At 58.7% G+C, this 12,267-nt stretch carries 15 protein-coding genes; 10 read left to right on the top strand and 5 right to left on the bottom strand.

Annotation, left to right across the window (positions count from 1 at the left end; translation table 11 throughout):
• From A4R29_RS08415 to A4R29_RS34080, 6 genes are all read left to right on the top strand, one after another.
• Entirely contained in the window at positions 1-381 is a 381-nt protein-coding gene (locus A4R29_RS08415) for a hypothetical protein (RefSeq protein ID WP_145923743.1), read from the top strand.
• A 9-nt stretch (positions 382-390) separates the two neighbouring features.
• Complete coding sequence (locus A4R29_RS08410; protein ID WP_063171688.1) at positions 391-1,095, top strand: SOS response-associated peptidase; 705 nt, start codon at positions 391-393, stop codon at positions 1,093-1,095.
• An 18-nt stretch (positions 1,096-1,113) separates the two neighbouring features.
• Positions 1,114-1,299, top strand: coding sequence for a hypothetical protein (locus A4R29_RS08405; RefSeq protein WP_063171687.1), 186 nt, complete (start codon positions 1,114-1,116; stop codon positions 1,297-1,299).
• Positions 1,300-1,455: 156 nt separating this feature from the next.
• Positions 1,456-1,749 (top strand): hypothetical protein, encoded by a 294-nt coding sequence (locus tag A4R29_RS08400; RefSeq protein WP_063171686.1) that lies wholly within the window; start codon positions 1,456-1,458, stop codon positions 1,747-1,749.
• Between the two features lie 79 nt (positions 1,750-1,828).
• The gene (locus A4R29_RS08395) at positions 1,829-2,587 is read left to right on the top strand and encodes a DNA-processing protein DprA (RefSeq protein WP_244506928.1); all 759 of its coding nucleotides are present in this window, start codon (positions 1,829-1,831) and stop codon (positions 2,585-2,587) included.
• A gap of 23 nt (positions 2,588-2,610) precedes the next feature.
• On the top strand, positions 2,611-3,258 hold the full coding sequence (locus tag A4R29_RS34080; protein WP_145923742.1) for a hypothetical protein: 648 nt from the start codon (positions 2,611-2,613) through the stop codon (positions 3,256-3,258).
• A 207-nt stretch (positions 3,259-3,465) separates the two neighbouring features.
• Here A4R29_RS34080 and A4R29_RS08390 read toward each other — a convergent pair whose 3' ends face one another.
• The gene (locus A4R29_RS08390) at positions 3,466-4,491 is read right to left on the bottom strand and encodes an NAD-dependent epimerase (RefSeq protein ID WP_063171685.1); all 1,026 of its coding nucleotides are present in this window, start codon (positions 4,489-4,491) and stop codon (positions 3,466-3,468) included.
• 133 nt (positions 4,492-4,624) lie between these two features.
• Complete coding sequence (locus A4R29_RS08385) at positions 4,625-6,355, bottom strand: DNA methyltransferase (protein WP_244506927.1); 1,731 nt, start codon at positions 6,353-6,355, stop codon at positions 4,625-4,627.
• Positions 6,356-6,537: 182 nt separating this feature from the next.
• Between A4R29_RS08385 and A4R29_RS35000 the strand changes: the two genes are divergently transcribed.
• A complete protein-coding gene (locus tag A4R29_RS35000) occupies positions 6,538-6,885 on the top strand; it encodes a sunset domain-containing protein (RefSeq protein ID WP_063171684.1) in 348 nt (115 codons plus the stop codon).
• A gap of 152 nt (positions 6,886-7,037) precedes the next feature.
• Here A4R29_RS35000 and A4R29_RS08375 read toward each other — a convergent pair whose 3' ends face one another.
• Positions 7,038-7,628 (bottom strand): biotin transporter BioY, encoded by a 591-nt coding sequence (locus tag A4R29_RS08375; RefSeq protein ID WP_027164125.1) that lies wholly within the window; start codon positions 7,626-7,628, stop codon positions 7,038-7,040.
• 117 nt (positions 7,629-7,745) lie between these two features.
• Here A4R29_RS08375 and A4R29_RS08370 point away from each other — a divergent pair, with 117 nt between their 5' ends.
• Complete coding sequence (locus A4R29_RS08370) at positions 7,746-8,654, top strand: MBL fold metallo-hydrolase (protein WP_063171683.1); 909 nt, start codon at positions 7,746-7,748, stop codon at positions 8,652-8,654.
• A gap of 31 nt (positions 8,655-8,685) precedes the next feature.
• Here A4R29_RS08370 and A4R29_RS08365 read toward each other — a convergent pair whose 3' ends face one another.
• Both A4R29_RS08365 and A4R29_RS08360 read right to left on the bottom strand, forming a co-directional pair.
• Positions 8,686-9,471, bottom strand: coding sequence for a DUF1499 domain-containing protein (locus A4R29_RS08365; RefSeq protein WP_024503644.1), 786 nt, complete (start codon positions 9,469-9,471; stop codon positions 8,686-8,688).
• Positions 9,472-9,551: 80 nt separating this feature from the next.
• Positions 9,552-11,180 (bottom strand): fatty-acid--CoA ligase, encoded by a 1,629-nt coding sequence (locus tag A4R29_RS08360; RefSeq protein WP_063171682.1) that lies wholly within the window; start codon positions 11,178-11,180, stop codon positions 9,552-9,554.
• Positions 11,181-11,362: 182 nt separating this feature from the next.
• Between A4R29_RS08360 and A4R29_RS08355 the strand changes: the two genes are divergently transcribed.
• A complete protein-coding gene (locus A4R29_RS08355; RefSeq protein ID WP_013532740.1) occupies positions 11,363-11,719 on the top strand; it encodes a hypothetical protein in 357 nt (118 codons plus the stop codon).
• A gap of 147 nt (positions 11,720-11,866) precedes the next feature.
• Positions 11,867-12,256, top strand: coding sequence for a DUF427 domain-containing protein (locus tag A4R29_RS08350; RefSeq protein WP_013532741.1), 390 nt, complete (start codon positions 11,867-11,869; stop codon positions 12,254-12,256).
• The last annotated feature ends 11 nt before the right edge of the window (positions 12,257-12,267 follow it).

The following is a 12,267-nucleotide window of genomic DNA, read 5'->3' as shown; positions in this document are numbered from 1 at the left end:
ATGCCAAAGCGCAGCCGAGCCACTCCGGCCCGATCGGTCATTGACCACAAGTGGCCGCACCAAGTCGCGCTGCCAGATGATATCTGCACGGACCGGAACTTCACCATGATCACAAAGTTTTGTCAGGAAATGGCCTTCTCGCACCAGATCAGGCAGGTGCAAGCGATATGGCCGAATGGGGAGTATGAAGACTATCGGCTCTATTGTTTCGCCGAAGCTCCCGCTGCGGCGGCGTTCCGAGATCACTTCGACGGCGTCATGTACGATCCGAAGCGCGATCGGGAAAAAGGGAATGTGCGGGGCGTCTGGCGCCGCATCGGTGAGTACAAGCGCATCCTTGATCTCGGCCCGCTCAGCGTTCCCGAGATTCTGCGCAACTAGGGGCAAGACATGTGCAATCTCTACAACATCACCACGTCGCAAGAGGCCATTCGCCAGTTTACAGGCGCCCTTCGTGACATCCTGGGCAACATGGAGCCGTCCATCGATATCTACCCTAACCAATTCGGACCGGTAGTTCGTAATGCGTCGGACGGCCAACGAGAGTTGGCCAACCTCCGCTGGGGAATGCCTACACCAATAGAACGCGTTAGGGGCAATTCTGACCCGGGCACCACGAACGTGCGCAACCCACAATACGCCCATTGGCAGCAATATGTCGGCATCGAACATCGCTGCGTTGTTCCGGTGACGAGCTTCGCGGAGCCGAGCCCCAATCCTAGCGAGGTTGATCCGGAGACCGGCATGAAGCGCAACTATTGGTTCGCTCTTGACGAGACCCGTCCGCTTTTCTTCTTCGCCGGCTTTTGGACGCTCTGGCATGGCGTGCGCAAGGTCAAGGAAGGCCCCGGCGATCACGAGGTCTACGGCTTCATGACGACGAAGCCCAATACCCTAGTCGCTCCCATCCATGAGAAAGCTATGCCGGTCATTTTGACGACGCGAGAGGAGACCGAGACATGGCTTAGCGCGCCTTGGTTGGAAGCAAAGCGCCTACAACGCTCCGCACCGGACGATGCTCTCGCAATTGTCGAGAAGCCGGCGACCCAGATCAAGATGCCGCGACAAACCCCGACGCAGGGTTCATTGTTCTAAGCATTGGGAGTTACCGCTATGGATCACATTGTCACGCTGGACAGCCGTCAAGAGGCCGCATTGCAGGCCGTAGCCAACAAATTCGTCACCTTGCACAAAGGCGATACAATGAAGGCGCTAAAGGAAATGATCGTGTTGAACGGTCGTCTTCAGGATCAGCTCGACGCGCTTAAGGCTCCTCCTCTTGGCAAGCGACGCGGATGAGAGACAAAGGCAGATATTAAATTGGTATATGGGCTCGCCAGCGCTTCGCTCTGCAACAACAGGGACGTGACCGTGCATAAGGAGCCGCGCCGATGGACCTTAACAACGGCAGAAAAGGAACTAGATACCGCTTTGGCCCATAGCGGAGAATGCACAATGAATAGGCGCGAAGACCTGATCGAAAGGTACAAGGGCACGATTGTCCGGCTGTATAAGGATATCGAGTTCGTGCGGTTGCATCCTCGCGAACTTTGGGGCACCGATAAAGATGGGCGGACGGACCTCGCTGAAGAAATCATTGCTGACAATCTCAGGATGATCGCGACATTTGAAGGCGTCCTCGCTCGCGTCGAGGCCGGTGGACTAAGGTCTGAACGCCAAGGATGCTCCCGCATCCAACACAAATTGCTGATAAAGCGCACATGCCCTATGACCCTCCACAGGAACTGAACGACTGCGCCTATTTACTGTTGACGAATCGGGATAGGTTTAATTCCGGCGGATATGACGGCAAACACCGGGGGTAGTCTTGCTGCAGCGTATGGCCAAAAAAGAGAAAACCTCGTTTGAACGGAGCGACAGTCATAGGTCGCGTTACGCTCCACCGTCGGCAGCGACTACTATCGCGCTTCAGCGTTTGCTTGACTACACAGGCAGACCTTTCCCAGCTACACAAACAAACCTTTTTCGCGATCAAGACGATGCCGACCTCGACATCTATTACGCAGGCGACCTATCGCTCTTGAAGAGCAAATGCGTTTCGGTCATTGGCGCAAGAGACGTTAGTGTGGAAGGCGCAGCTAGGGCACGGCGCATTGCGAGAGAGCTTGTCCAGGCGGGTATCGTCGTGACCAGCGGGCTGGCGAAGGGAGTCGATATCTCCGCTCATCTGGGAGCGATTGACGCCGGTGGCAGCACTATCGCGGTTATTGGCACGCCACTCAACAAGGCTTACCCAATCGATCATGCCGAAACGCAGATGAAAATCTACAGTGACCATCTGCTTATTTCACAATTCAGGCCCGGTCAGCGGACATTCCCTTCTGATTTTCCAAAACGAAACCGCCTGATGGCCGCGCTGACGGACGCCAGTGTGATCGTTGAGGCGTCCGACACGTCCGGCACTCTTCACCAAGCTGCTGAATGTACAAAGCTGGGGCGTTGGCTATTCATCGCAAATTCGGTTGTCGAGGATACCCGTCTCAGTTGGCCGAAGAAGTTTTTGGAATACGATACCTGCGTGCCATTGCGCGATATTTCTGACATTACAAGCCGGCTGCTTTCGTAGCATTAGCTTCCACCGGATGGCAAATGAAGGTCCATTTTCGCGCTCAATACCTTACGAGCGGCGTCGGGCATATGCGCGGCGTTGACTATGATTCAACCCTTTTGGTGAGCGCGGTCAAAGGAAAGCCGATACCTGCTAGCCAATACGCCACCGTCAGTATTGGCGGAAAATGGGTTAATGTTACCGACAAGAACAAAGATAAAGCCCTGGAATGGTTCGCTGAATGGGCGGCTCCTCTAGTTAAAACTGTGGGAATTGGCCCTAAGGTCCTAGTCCCAATCCCAAATCGTTCTGCCGTTGTTGGCAAAAAAGACACGCCGAGAACTGCGGCAATTGCTAACGCCACGAAGGCGGCATGCGGAGGGGGAGTGGTCGTCGCGGACGTACTCCGATGGCGGAAAGACCTTCCCAAAAGTACTGATAGCGCCTCTCGAAAACCGGAATTGCTGCTCCCGGACCTTGTGTTGACGGGACCCGTCCCCTTCGGTGTCATTATACTGATTGATGACGTTTTCACATCGGGAGGCCACACCGTCGCCAGCGCCTGGCGGCTACAAGATTTGAAGCGCACAGCTAGGCGGGCGGTTTGCTGTGGTCGGACGCTGCATGTGCAAATTGATGACCCATTTTCGGTCGATGACGAAGAGCTGACAATTCCCCCCCGACCATAAGGGCGTCCTTAGCAGCCTTTCGACGCTGCCAATAAGGTGTGAAGTCGACTGAGGACTTCCGCTCTATCGCATTGGCGCGACACGCTGGAACCGTTCGCCATTTATTTATGTTGCGGCAATTGTTTTCGCGCCATGCTGTTTCCGAAGCATAGCGGAGCGAGCGCCGCGACTTCCATGTCGAAGATGCCGACAGGGGTGGGTGCTCCGCTATCTCTGTACAAAATACCCCTGGTACCACTCCACAAATCGCCCGACGCCCTCGGTCACCGTCGTCGTCGGGCGGTAGCCAACCGCCTGCTCCAGCGCCGAGGTGTCGGCAAAGGTATCGGGCACGTCGCCGGGCTGCAGCGGCAAGAGTTCGATGATGGCTTTGCGGCCCAGCGCATTTTCCAGCGCCTCGACATAGGCGGTCAGCTTCACCGGGCTGTTGTTGCCGATGTTGAAGATGCGCCAGGGGGCGCTGCTTGTGGCCGGATCGGGACGGCTGGAGTCCCAGGCGGCATTGCCCGTGGCCGGGCTGTCGCTGGCGCGGATCACGCCTTCGGCGATGTCGTCGACATAGGTGAAGTCGCGCGTGTGGTTGCCGTTGTTGAACAGTTTGATCGGCTCGCCAGCAAGGATGTTTTTGGTGAACAGGAACAGCGCCATGTCCGGGCGCCCCCAGGGGCCATAGACGGTGAAGAAGCGAAGCCCGGTCGTCGGCAGCCCGAACAGATGGCTGTAGCTGTGCGCCATCAACTCGTTGGCGCGCTTGGTCGCGGCGTAGAACTGCAGCGGGTGGTCGGCCGGCCGGTGCTCGGAAAACGGCATGTCGGTGTTGGCGCCGTAGACGCTCGAGGTGCTGGCATAGGTCAGGTGCGCGACGGCGCTGTTGCGGCAGGCCTCCAGCATGTTGGTGTAGGCGATGATGTTGCTTTCGACATAGGCATGCGGGTTTTCCAGGCTGTAGCGAACCCCGGCCTGGGCGGCGAGATGGATCACCCGGTCGAATGCGTGGTCGGCAAAGCAGGCGTCGACCACGCTCTTGTCGGCGAGATTGCCGCGGATGAAATGATAGCCGGCATTGGTCTTGCGGCTCGCCTCGTCCAGGAGCCGCAGCCTCGCCTCCTTGATCTGCGGATCGTAGTAGTCGTTGACATTGTCGATGCCGACGACCTCGTCACCGCGCTCCAGCAGCCGCTTGGCTACGTGATACCCTATGAAGCCGGCCGCGCCGGTGACCAGAACCTTCATCAGAAACGCCCATCCGTAACATGCCTGGGGAACAGGCTCTCAATGTCGTAAATGACGCTTGGGGTCTTGCAAAGCGGAATGGGAGTTGAACGGTAGGGCCAAGTCGACTCTTTTATTGCGGACGCCCCTCAGCCTAGCCAACCAAATCGAGATAGCGAGGATCAAGAACCTCGTTCTTCCGCAATTTGACAGGGATGCCCTCGCCTATTGGCAGCAGCATTTCAATCTGGTCACTCTTCTTGTGTTTCTTGGCGCGTTGCCGAATCGGCATCGGTTCTGGCAACGGAGGAAAGTCGGGCATTTGCCCATTGATGATTTCTTCAGCCGTTACAATCTGCAAGCGCGGCTTTCGCCCGTGCGCAGATTGACTGACAAAGCCCGCTGAAACTGCCTCGTTCACCATCTGTCGAGTTGGCTCAGCCAGAGTTACCATCACCCCCATTTCGGCCTTTTCGCGTTCGATGACCCCTCGTAGATCTCGCACGGCGCTAACACCCACGTGGTCACCGCCTTTGACGGAAATGATGATCTGGCCCCACCCGTAGATGCCATTTTTGTACTGAATTCTTCCGTCAATACCTCGATCCGGTCCCTTCTTCGTCTCGCGATAGCTTTGCGCTCCAAGACGCCACGCCGCCCACATTTGGAACTGATGCTTGTCGCGTCTGGCAAGTTCGTGCGCGCCATCGATAGTCGTGGGACGCCCGTCAATCGAATAGGTCGCCCTGGGATGGTTGGCATTGAGGCGAGCTTCGATCAAAGAAACAGCGTAGTGGGCCACATCAATTCCAATCCATTGCCGGCCAAGCGTCTCTGCCGCTTCGATAGTTGTCCCGCAGCCACAAAAAGGGTCAAGCACCACTTGGCCCTGATTGGAAGACGCCCTGACCAGCCTGCTTAGCAACGCACTCGGCTTTTGGGTTGGATATCCCAGTCGTTCGCTCGCCTGCGAATTCAATGGCGGAATATCGAGAATCAGATCTTGAAGCGGAAGACCGTCGCCAAGCACCCTCTTGAATCGAGGAAACCCACCACCGAGCGGCCAATAAATCATCCCGTTCGAATGCAACAAATCCAGCTTTTCAAGCGTGTTGAGGGTAGCGACTGCTTCTTCCCCTGCAATCGCTTCAATTGCACTGTTGCTGATTTTCCAGTGGTTGCCTTTCTCGGTCGGATTGAAGCCGTGCCATTCACTTCCGGAAAACCCCCTCCTCGTGCCGGGTGCAGTGAGATTGTCATCCGACCATCGGCGTCCATTACTATCTACGTTTTTAAAGCGAGCGACATAGCTCGCGTCGTAGGGTGTCACGATCCTATTCCAAGTGTATTCAGGGCCTTTTGAATAGTAGAGAATCGTATCGTGCAGATCAGCCCACCGGCGCGCGGCTGAATGGGCGCTTGTCCGCTTCCAAACGATTTCGTTAAGAAAATTCTCACCGCCGAAAACATTGTCGAGCAATAGTTTTAGATAATGGCTCGCAGTTGGATCACAATGAAGATAAAGCGATCCGGTTGGTTTCAAAACGCGATGCAATTCGATCAGTCTGACAGCCATCATCGCAAGATATGCCATCATTGAATTTTGCCCAAGCGCGCTTCGCATGGCTCTGAGCAAAACGCTGACATCGCCGCCCTGTCTCATCACGTCGTCAAAAGCACTCTCCGCACTCTGCCCCCATCCCCACGTATCTTGAAAAATTTGTACTTGTGCTTCGGACGGGGCGCCGGTCGGCTCCTTGAATAATTGGTTGTAGTTTACACGGGAATTAAATGGCGGATCAAGGTAGACTAGATCGACGGATTGATCATCGATATTCTCACGAAGCATGTCGAGATTGTCGCCGAAAAATAGCTTATTCACCACCACTGCCCCCTGACCGCGATTTATGATGAATGAATTAAGTTAAGAAAGAATTTTTCAGCGAATTAACCATTTATTTACTGTAAATTTGAAGTCAACAACTAATAAAAAGATCACCTCACCCCTTCCACTCGTATCTGGACTCCAAACGACGAGAGTCGCATTCTGCACTTGCGGAGTGGGTTATGGGCTTGCATGGGAAAAAGGATTCGCAGCCTAGAAGGCGGCGCAAGCGCCTGCTGTTGGAGCAGCGCGCACTAGTCCCGTTATTGCTGTTCGGCGTTGCCGCCGCGAGTTACTTCATACCGCAGGCTGACCAGCATCCCCTTCCGGTTGTGCATCGGAGTGGAGTGTCTGCTCCAAACGGGTGTTACATAAAGGGTAACATCAGCATCAATACGGGCGAGCGCATCTTTCATACGCCAGGCCAGAAGTACTACGACCAAACAGTTGTGAACCCGGCGAAGGGGGAGCGCTGGTTTTGTTCCCAATGGGAGGCATGGTTAGCTGGCTGGCGAAAGTCTAAAGTGTAAGCCACCGAAACGGCAATTCGAGCCGGATGACGACGGCGAATTGAAAAGTAGAACGGCCCGCCTGATAGAAAGGCGGGCTGCTTGGCGGACGCCACGCCGAAATCCGCCAATGACGCCATGCCACTGTTCAGCCTTTAGCCGCGGCTCGTGCTTCAGCCGCGCTTGAGCAGCGTCCAGACGGCCGGCACAAGGCTTGCCGCGAGAGCCACCTTGATCAGGTCGCCGACGATGAACGGCACGACGCCGAACTGCCACGACTTTTCCGGACCGATGAGCAGCGCCAGCCAGGCAAAGCCCATCGCCATCATGACGACTTCGCCAACCAGCATGGCGTTGAAAAGCTTGATCGGATGGCGGTCCCAGCCGCGATCCGCCGCCCAGCCGACAATGGCCGCCATGACCACGAAGCCGGCGAGATAGCCGCCGGTCGAGCCGAGCATGTAGGCAATGCCGAGACCCTTTTCAGGCGTGCTCTGGAAGACGGGGAAGCCCATGGCTCCCTCGGCCATGTAGAGCAGCAGGGTGGCGACGCCGAGACGCATGCCGAAGGCGGCGGCGATCAGGAGGACGGCCAGCGTCTGCATCGAAATGTCGACCGGCCCGAGCATCACCTTGGTCTTGGCCGACAAGGTCAGCACAAGCGTTCCGGCGATGGCCAGGAAAAGCTGCGTTGCCAGCCGAGCCGCGCCGCTTTGCGGCAGAGCCAGAGAAACAAGCGGACGCATCGTAGTTGCAATTGCCATGGTATTTCCCCAATCCGATTGCCGCTACCAGATGTTCGCGGCCTCACATCCTCCTATATTGGCTTGCGTGTTATGCGGCAATCGGTTTTGCCGTTTCCCCAAACAAGGCACCGATGCATGGCACTGAAGTTCGATACCGGCTTCGACCCCCTCTATGGCCAGGGGGTGAGCGTCGCGCCCGATGTCCAGCGCATCACGGCCCGCAATCCAAGCCCTTTCACCTTTCACGGCACCAACAGCTACATAATTGGCCGCGATACGCTGGCGGTGATCGATCCGGGGCCGCATGACGAGGCGCATCAGCGGACCCTGCTCGAAGTGATCGCAGGCCGGCCAGTCAGCCATATCTTCGTCAGCCATACGCATCGCGACCACTCCCCGCTGGCGGCCCGGCTGAAAGAGCGCACCGGCGCCATCGTGCTGGCCGAGGGGCCGCACCGGCCGGCAAGAGCCCTGCATATCGGCGAGACCAATGCGCTCGACGCCAATGCAGACATGGCTTTCGTTCCCGACATCGCCCTTTCCGACGGCGAGGCGGTCGATGGCGACGGCTGGTCGATCAGGACGGTTCTGACCCCGGGCCACACCGCCAATCATGCGGCATTCGCGCTGGAAGGAACCGGCATCCTGTTTTCGGCCGATCATGTCATGGCCTGGGCAACCTCCATCGTCGCCCCGCCGGATGGAGCGATGGCCGATTACATGGCCTCGCTGGACCGGCTGATCGAACGCGAGGACCGCTTGCTGCTGCCCGGACATGGCGGGCCGGTGACCGCACCGCGTGCTTTCATGCGCGGGCTGAAGACGCACCGCAAGATGCGCGAGCGCGCCATCCTGGAGCGGGTCCGGGCCGGCGACCGGACGATCGTGGACATGGTCAAGGCGATCTACAGGGATACCGATCCGCGGCTGCATGGCGCCGCCGGATTGTCGGTGCTTGCCCATCTCGAGGATCTGACGGCGCGCGGTCTGGTTGTGACCGATGCCGCACCGGCCATCGACGGCATTTTCACGCCGGCCGGATAGGCAACGCAGCCCACTGCCAAGTGCCCGTGCCTCACTCGGCCGGCGCGGCGCCAACCTGACCGGCGACTTCCTGGTCGAGCTCGGCAAGGAAATCGACAATACGCGCGGCATTGTCGCCAAGGTCGTAGCGACCGTAGCGGGACGCCGACCGCATGTCGACGATGACCGTATCGCCATCGTCCGTCACGCGGATCGCCACATCGGCGGGAAGGCCGATCACGAAGCCCTTGGCGACGGCGGTGATGGTCACCTCGCTTTGCCCGGCGAGATCAGGATAAGGTTCCGATAGATCCCAGTCGCGCCGATCGAGTACAGTTTCGACGGCATTGACGACAGTCTCGAACGGCAGGTCGTAGCTGCGTGCGCTGACCAGCGGATAGCTATCGGTCTGCAGCCGCTGTTCCCCAGGCGTCGACGGCGCAAGCACGTTCATATCCTTCGTGCGGTCGCTCACGTCCAGCGCCGGCGGTTCGTCGAAATCTGTCGAGATATCCCTGAGCGGCGGATAGATCGTCGCCCAGTAGGCGGCGACGCCGTAGGGTGCGAGCACCAGCAGCGCCAGCAGCGCGCCGACCGTCAGGTCGCGACCGCCGCGGTCGCCGAAATTCCAGAGCCGCGAAAAGGCAAATCCGGCAAACAACAGCGCCATCGCCGCCAGCAGCGCGACAATGCCGAGCACCCACAGAAAGACAGGTGTTTCGACGAGATCGAAGCGATGGCCGACAAAGACCGTCAGCAGCAGGACCAACGAAAAAGCGGCCGTGCGCCGCGACCATCCGGCCGCCCTCGACGTTTGCCGTTCAGGAATACTTGCCATCGATTGCCGTACCACCCCAACCCGAACGGAGACTTAGAACCTTTTTGCGATGCCATGAAGCCGAAACATGCGACATCGCGTCAATCCGTCGGCAGGCGATAATCCTTGAACTGCTGGCGCAAGGTGATCTTCTGGATCTTGCCGGTGGCGGTGTGCGGAATTTCACCGACGAAGGCGACATCGTCCGGCATCCACCATTTGGCCACCTTGCCGTCCATGAAGTCGAGAATATCAGCCTTGCTCGGTTCCTTGCCCGGTTTGCGGACGACGACCAGCAGCGGCCGTTCGCCCCATTTCGAATGGTGGACGCCGATGGCTGCCGCCTCGGCGACATCGGGATGGCCGACAGCCAGGTTCTCGAGGTCGATGGTCGAAATCCATTCGCCGCCGGACTTGATGACGTCCTTGGCGCGATCGGTGATCTGCATATAGCCGCCCGCGTCGATGTGGGCGACGTCGCCGGTATCGAACCAGCCATCCCCGTCGAACTGCTCCACGCCGGCGCCGCCATAATAGGCACGGGCAACGGCCGGCCCACGCACTTTCAGGCGGCCAAATGTCTTGCCGTCCCAGGGTTGCGCATTGTTGTTGTCGTCGGTCACCTTCATTTCGACCCCGAACGGCGGATAGCCCTGTTTCTGCTGGACATCGAGCCGGGCTTCGCCCTCAAGACCAGCATAGTCCGGCTTCAGGGTGCACAGCGTGCCGAGCGGCGACATTTCGGTCATGCCCCAGGCATGGATGACCTGGACATCGTAGTTCTGCTGAAACTTCGTCATGATCGCGCGCGGGCAGGACGAGCCGCCGATGACGACCTTATTGAGATAGGGAAGCTTCTTGCCGGTCTCCTCCAGGTGCTGCAGCAGCATCATCCAGACGGTCGGCACGGCCGCACTGAAGGTCACCTTCTCGGTGTCGAGCAGTTCATAGATCGAGGCGCCGTCCATCTTGCAACCGGGCATGACCAGCTTGGCGCCGATCATCGGCCCGCTCTGGCCAAGGCCCCAGGCATTGGCGTGAAACATCGGCACGACAGGCAGGATCGTGTCGCGCGACGACAACCCCATGGCGTCGGGCATGGCGGCGATCATGGCGTGCAGCACGTTCGAACGGTGGCTGTAGACGACGCCCTTGGGATCGCCCGTGGTCCCGGAGGTGTAACACATGCCTGCGGCGGTGCTTTCGTCGAAGGTCTTCCAGGCGAAGTCGCCATCCGCCTCCTCAAGCCACTCTTCATAGGCGACCACATTGGGCAACGTCGTCTGCGGCATGTGTGCCTTGTCGGTCAGCACGATCACCTGTTTCAGCGACTTGACGGCGCCGGCGATCTTCTCGAGCAGCGGCACGAAAGTTAGGTCGACGAAGACTGCCTTGTCCTCGGCATGGTTCATGATCCAGACGATCTGCTCGGGAAACAGCCGCGGATTGAGCGTGTGGTAGATGGCGCCGATGCCCATGATGCCGTACCAGGCCTCGATGTGGCGGGCGGTGTTCCAGGCCAGCGTCGCGATGCGGTCGCCCAACCCATAGCCGTCGCGTTCCAGCCGCTGGGCGACCTTCAGAGCGCGACGATGGATGTCGGCGTAGGTGGTGCGCACGATCGGCCCTTCGATCGAGCGTGACACGATCTCGCGCATGCCATGCTGCCGCTCGGCATTGTCGATGAGCTTATGGCAAAGCAGCGGCCATTCCTGCATCAGTCCCAGCATTCGGTCCTCCCTCACGCTTTTGCGTTGTGCTTTTTGTCCCATTGTGGAGCGAACCGACGGATTGTCCAGCCGCCAATACGGCCGAGCACTGCATTGGGAACAACCGCCACAATCCGGCCATCGTCGGCGTTAAGCTTCGTTAACGGGCAAAGGGGTGCGATTGGCGACTGAAAGAGGTTCGCATGGACGCGCAGCTCGACGACAAGGCTCTCGAGAGTACGCTTGCCGAAAGTCTGGCCGATCTGGTGCCGGACACAAAGACTGTTTCCGAAGATGAATTTGTTGAAGTTGTCGGCGGCGCGTTGGAAGCGGTCGGCGGCACGTTGCTGTTCAAGATGTGCGTCCAGAACCAGGGCGAGGACCAGCACGTCGCAGCCGCGTCAGTCGGCGATGGCGGAAACCGCCAGTTCCTGCTGCTCACCTTGCCGACCGGCGGTGGTTCCCTGAAGGTCGAGACCGTATCGAGAAGCAGCAACCCGGTCGCCGGTATTGCTGCCGCCTATGCCGGTCTCATGGACGTGTTCAAGGCCGCTGCCTGACAGCTGACGACAAGTATCGAGGATATTCGGAGGCGCGATCCGGCAGTGCCGGCCTGGGCAGGTGTTTGCGTGTTGCATGGCGACGGCAGGCCTTGAACAATGCGTTTGCGCGACACATCTCAAAGTCGACGCAAGGAGAGCCGCCGCATGGATCAGATCGCCAACCCCGCACCCGGTTTCCAACGCAACCCGGACAAAATCATCACCATCGAGCCCTATGCCGGCACCGTTACCGTGCGCGCCGGAGACGTGGTCATCGCTTCAACAGCGAAGGCCAAGGTGCTGACCGAAGCTCCCTATCCGGCGGCCTTCTACATTCCGTTCGCCGACATCGATTTCGGCAAGCTTGGCCGCACCGACCACTCGACCCATTGCCCCTACAAGGGCGATGCAAGCTATTGGAGCGTGCTGCCTGCCGGCGAGACCGGCCAGAACGCCATGTGGGCCTATGAACGGCCTTTCGACGAGATGGCTGAAATCGGCAACCACGGCGCATTCTACGCCAGCAAGGTCACGATCGAAGCCAAACCGGACTGAGCCAACGCCGA

This window comes from Mesorhizobium ciceri biovar biserrulae, from assembly GCF_001618845.1.
GTDB lineage: Bacteria > Pseudomonadota > Alphaproteobacteria > Rhizobiales > Rhizobiaceae > Mesorhizobium > Mesorhizobium ciceri.
This window is presented reverse-complemented; position numbering and strand designations above follow the sequence as displayed.

Excerpts from the sequence above, each read along its gene's own strand:
- A4R29_RS08415 (WP_145923743.1), top strand. The coding sequence starts at position 1 with ATGCCAAAGCGCAGCCGAGCCACTCCGGCCCGATCGGTCATTGACCAC.
- A4R29_RS08410 (WP_063171688.1), top strand. The coding sequence starts at position 391 with ATGTGCAATCTCTACAACATCACCACGTCGCAAGAGGCCATTCGCCAG.
- A4R29_RS08405 (WP_063171687.1), top strand. The coding sequence starts at position 1,114 with ATGGATCACATTGTCACGCTGGACAGCCGTCAAGAGGCCGCATTGCAG.
- A4R29_RS08400 (WP_063171686.1), top strand. The coding sequence starts at position 1,456 with ATGAATAGGCGCGAAGACCTGATCGAAAGGTACAAGGGCACGATTGTC.
- A4R29_RS34080 (WP_145923742.1), top strand. The coding sequence starts at position 2,611 with ATGAAGGTCCATTTTCGCGCTCAATACCTTACGAGCGGCGTCGGGCAT.
- A4R29_RS08390 (WP_063171685.1), bottom strand. The coding sequence starts at position 4,491 with ATGAAGGTTCTGGTCACCGGCGCGGCCGGCTTCATAGGGTATCACGTA.
- A4R29_RS35000 (WP_063171684.1), top strand. The coding sequence starts at position 6,538 with ATGGGCTTGCATGGGAAAAAGGATTCGCAGCCTAGAAGGCGGCGCAAG.
- A4R29_RS08375 (WP_027164125.1), bottom strand. The coding sequence starts at position 7,628 with ATGGCAATTGCAACTACGATGCGTCCGCTTGTTTCTCTGGCTCTGCCG.
- A4R29_RS08370 (WP_063171683.1), top strand. The coding sequence starts at position 7,746 with ATGGCACTGAAGTTCGATACCGGCTTCGACCCCCTCTATGGCCAGGGG.
- A4R29_RS08365 (WP_024503644.1), bottom strand. The coding sequence starts at position 9,471 with ATGGCAAGTATTCCTGAACGGCAAACGTCGAGGGCGGCCGGATGGTCG.
- A4R29_RS08360 (WP_063171682.1), bottom strand. The coding sequence starts at position 11,180 with ATGCTGGGACTGATGCAGGAATGGCCGCTGCTTTGCCATAAGCTCATC.
- A4R29_RS08355 (WP_013532740.1), top strand. The coding sequence starts at position 11,363 with ATGGACGCGCAGCTCGACGACAAGGCTCTCGAGAGTACGCTTGCCGAA.
- A4R29_RS08350 (WP_013532741.1), top strand. The coding sequence starts at position 11,867 with ATGGATCAGATCGCCAACCCCGCACCCGGTTTCCAACGCAACCCGGAC.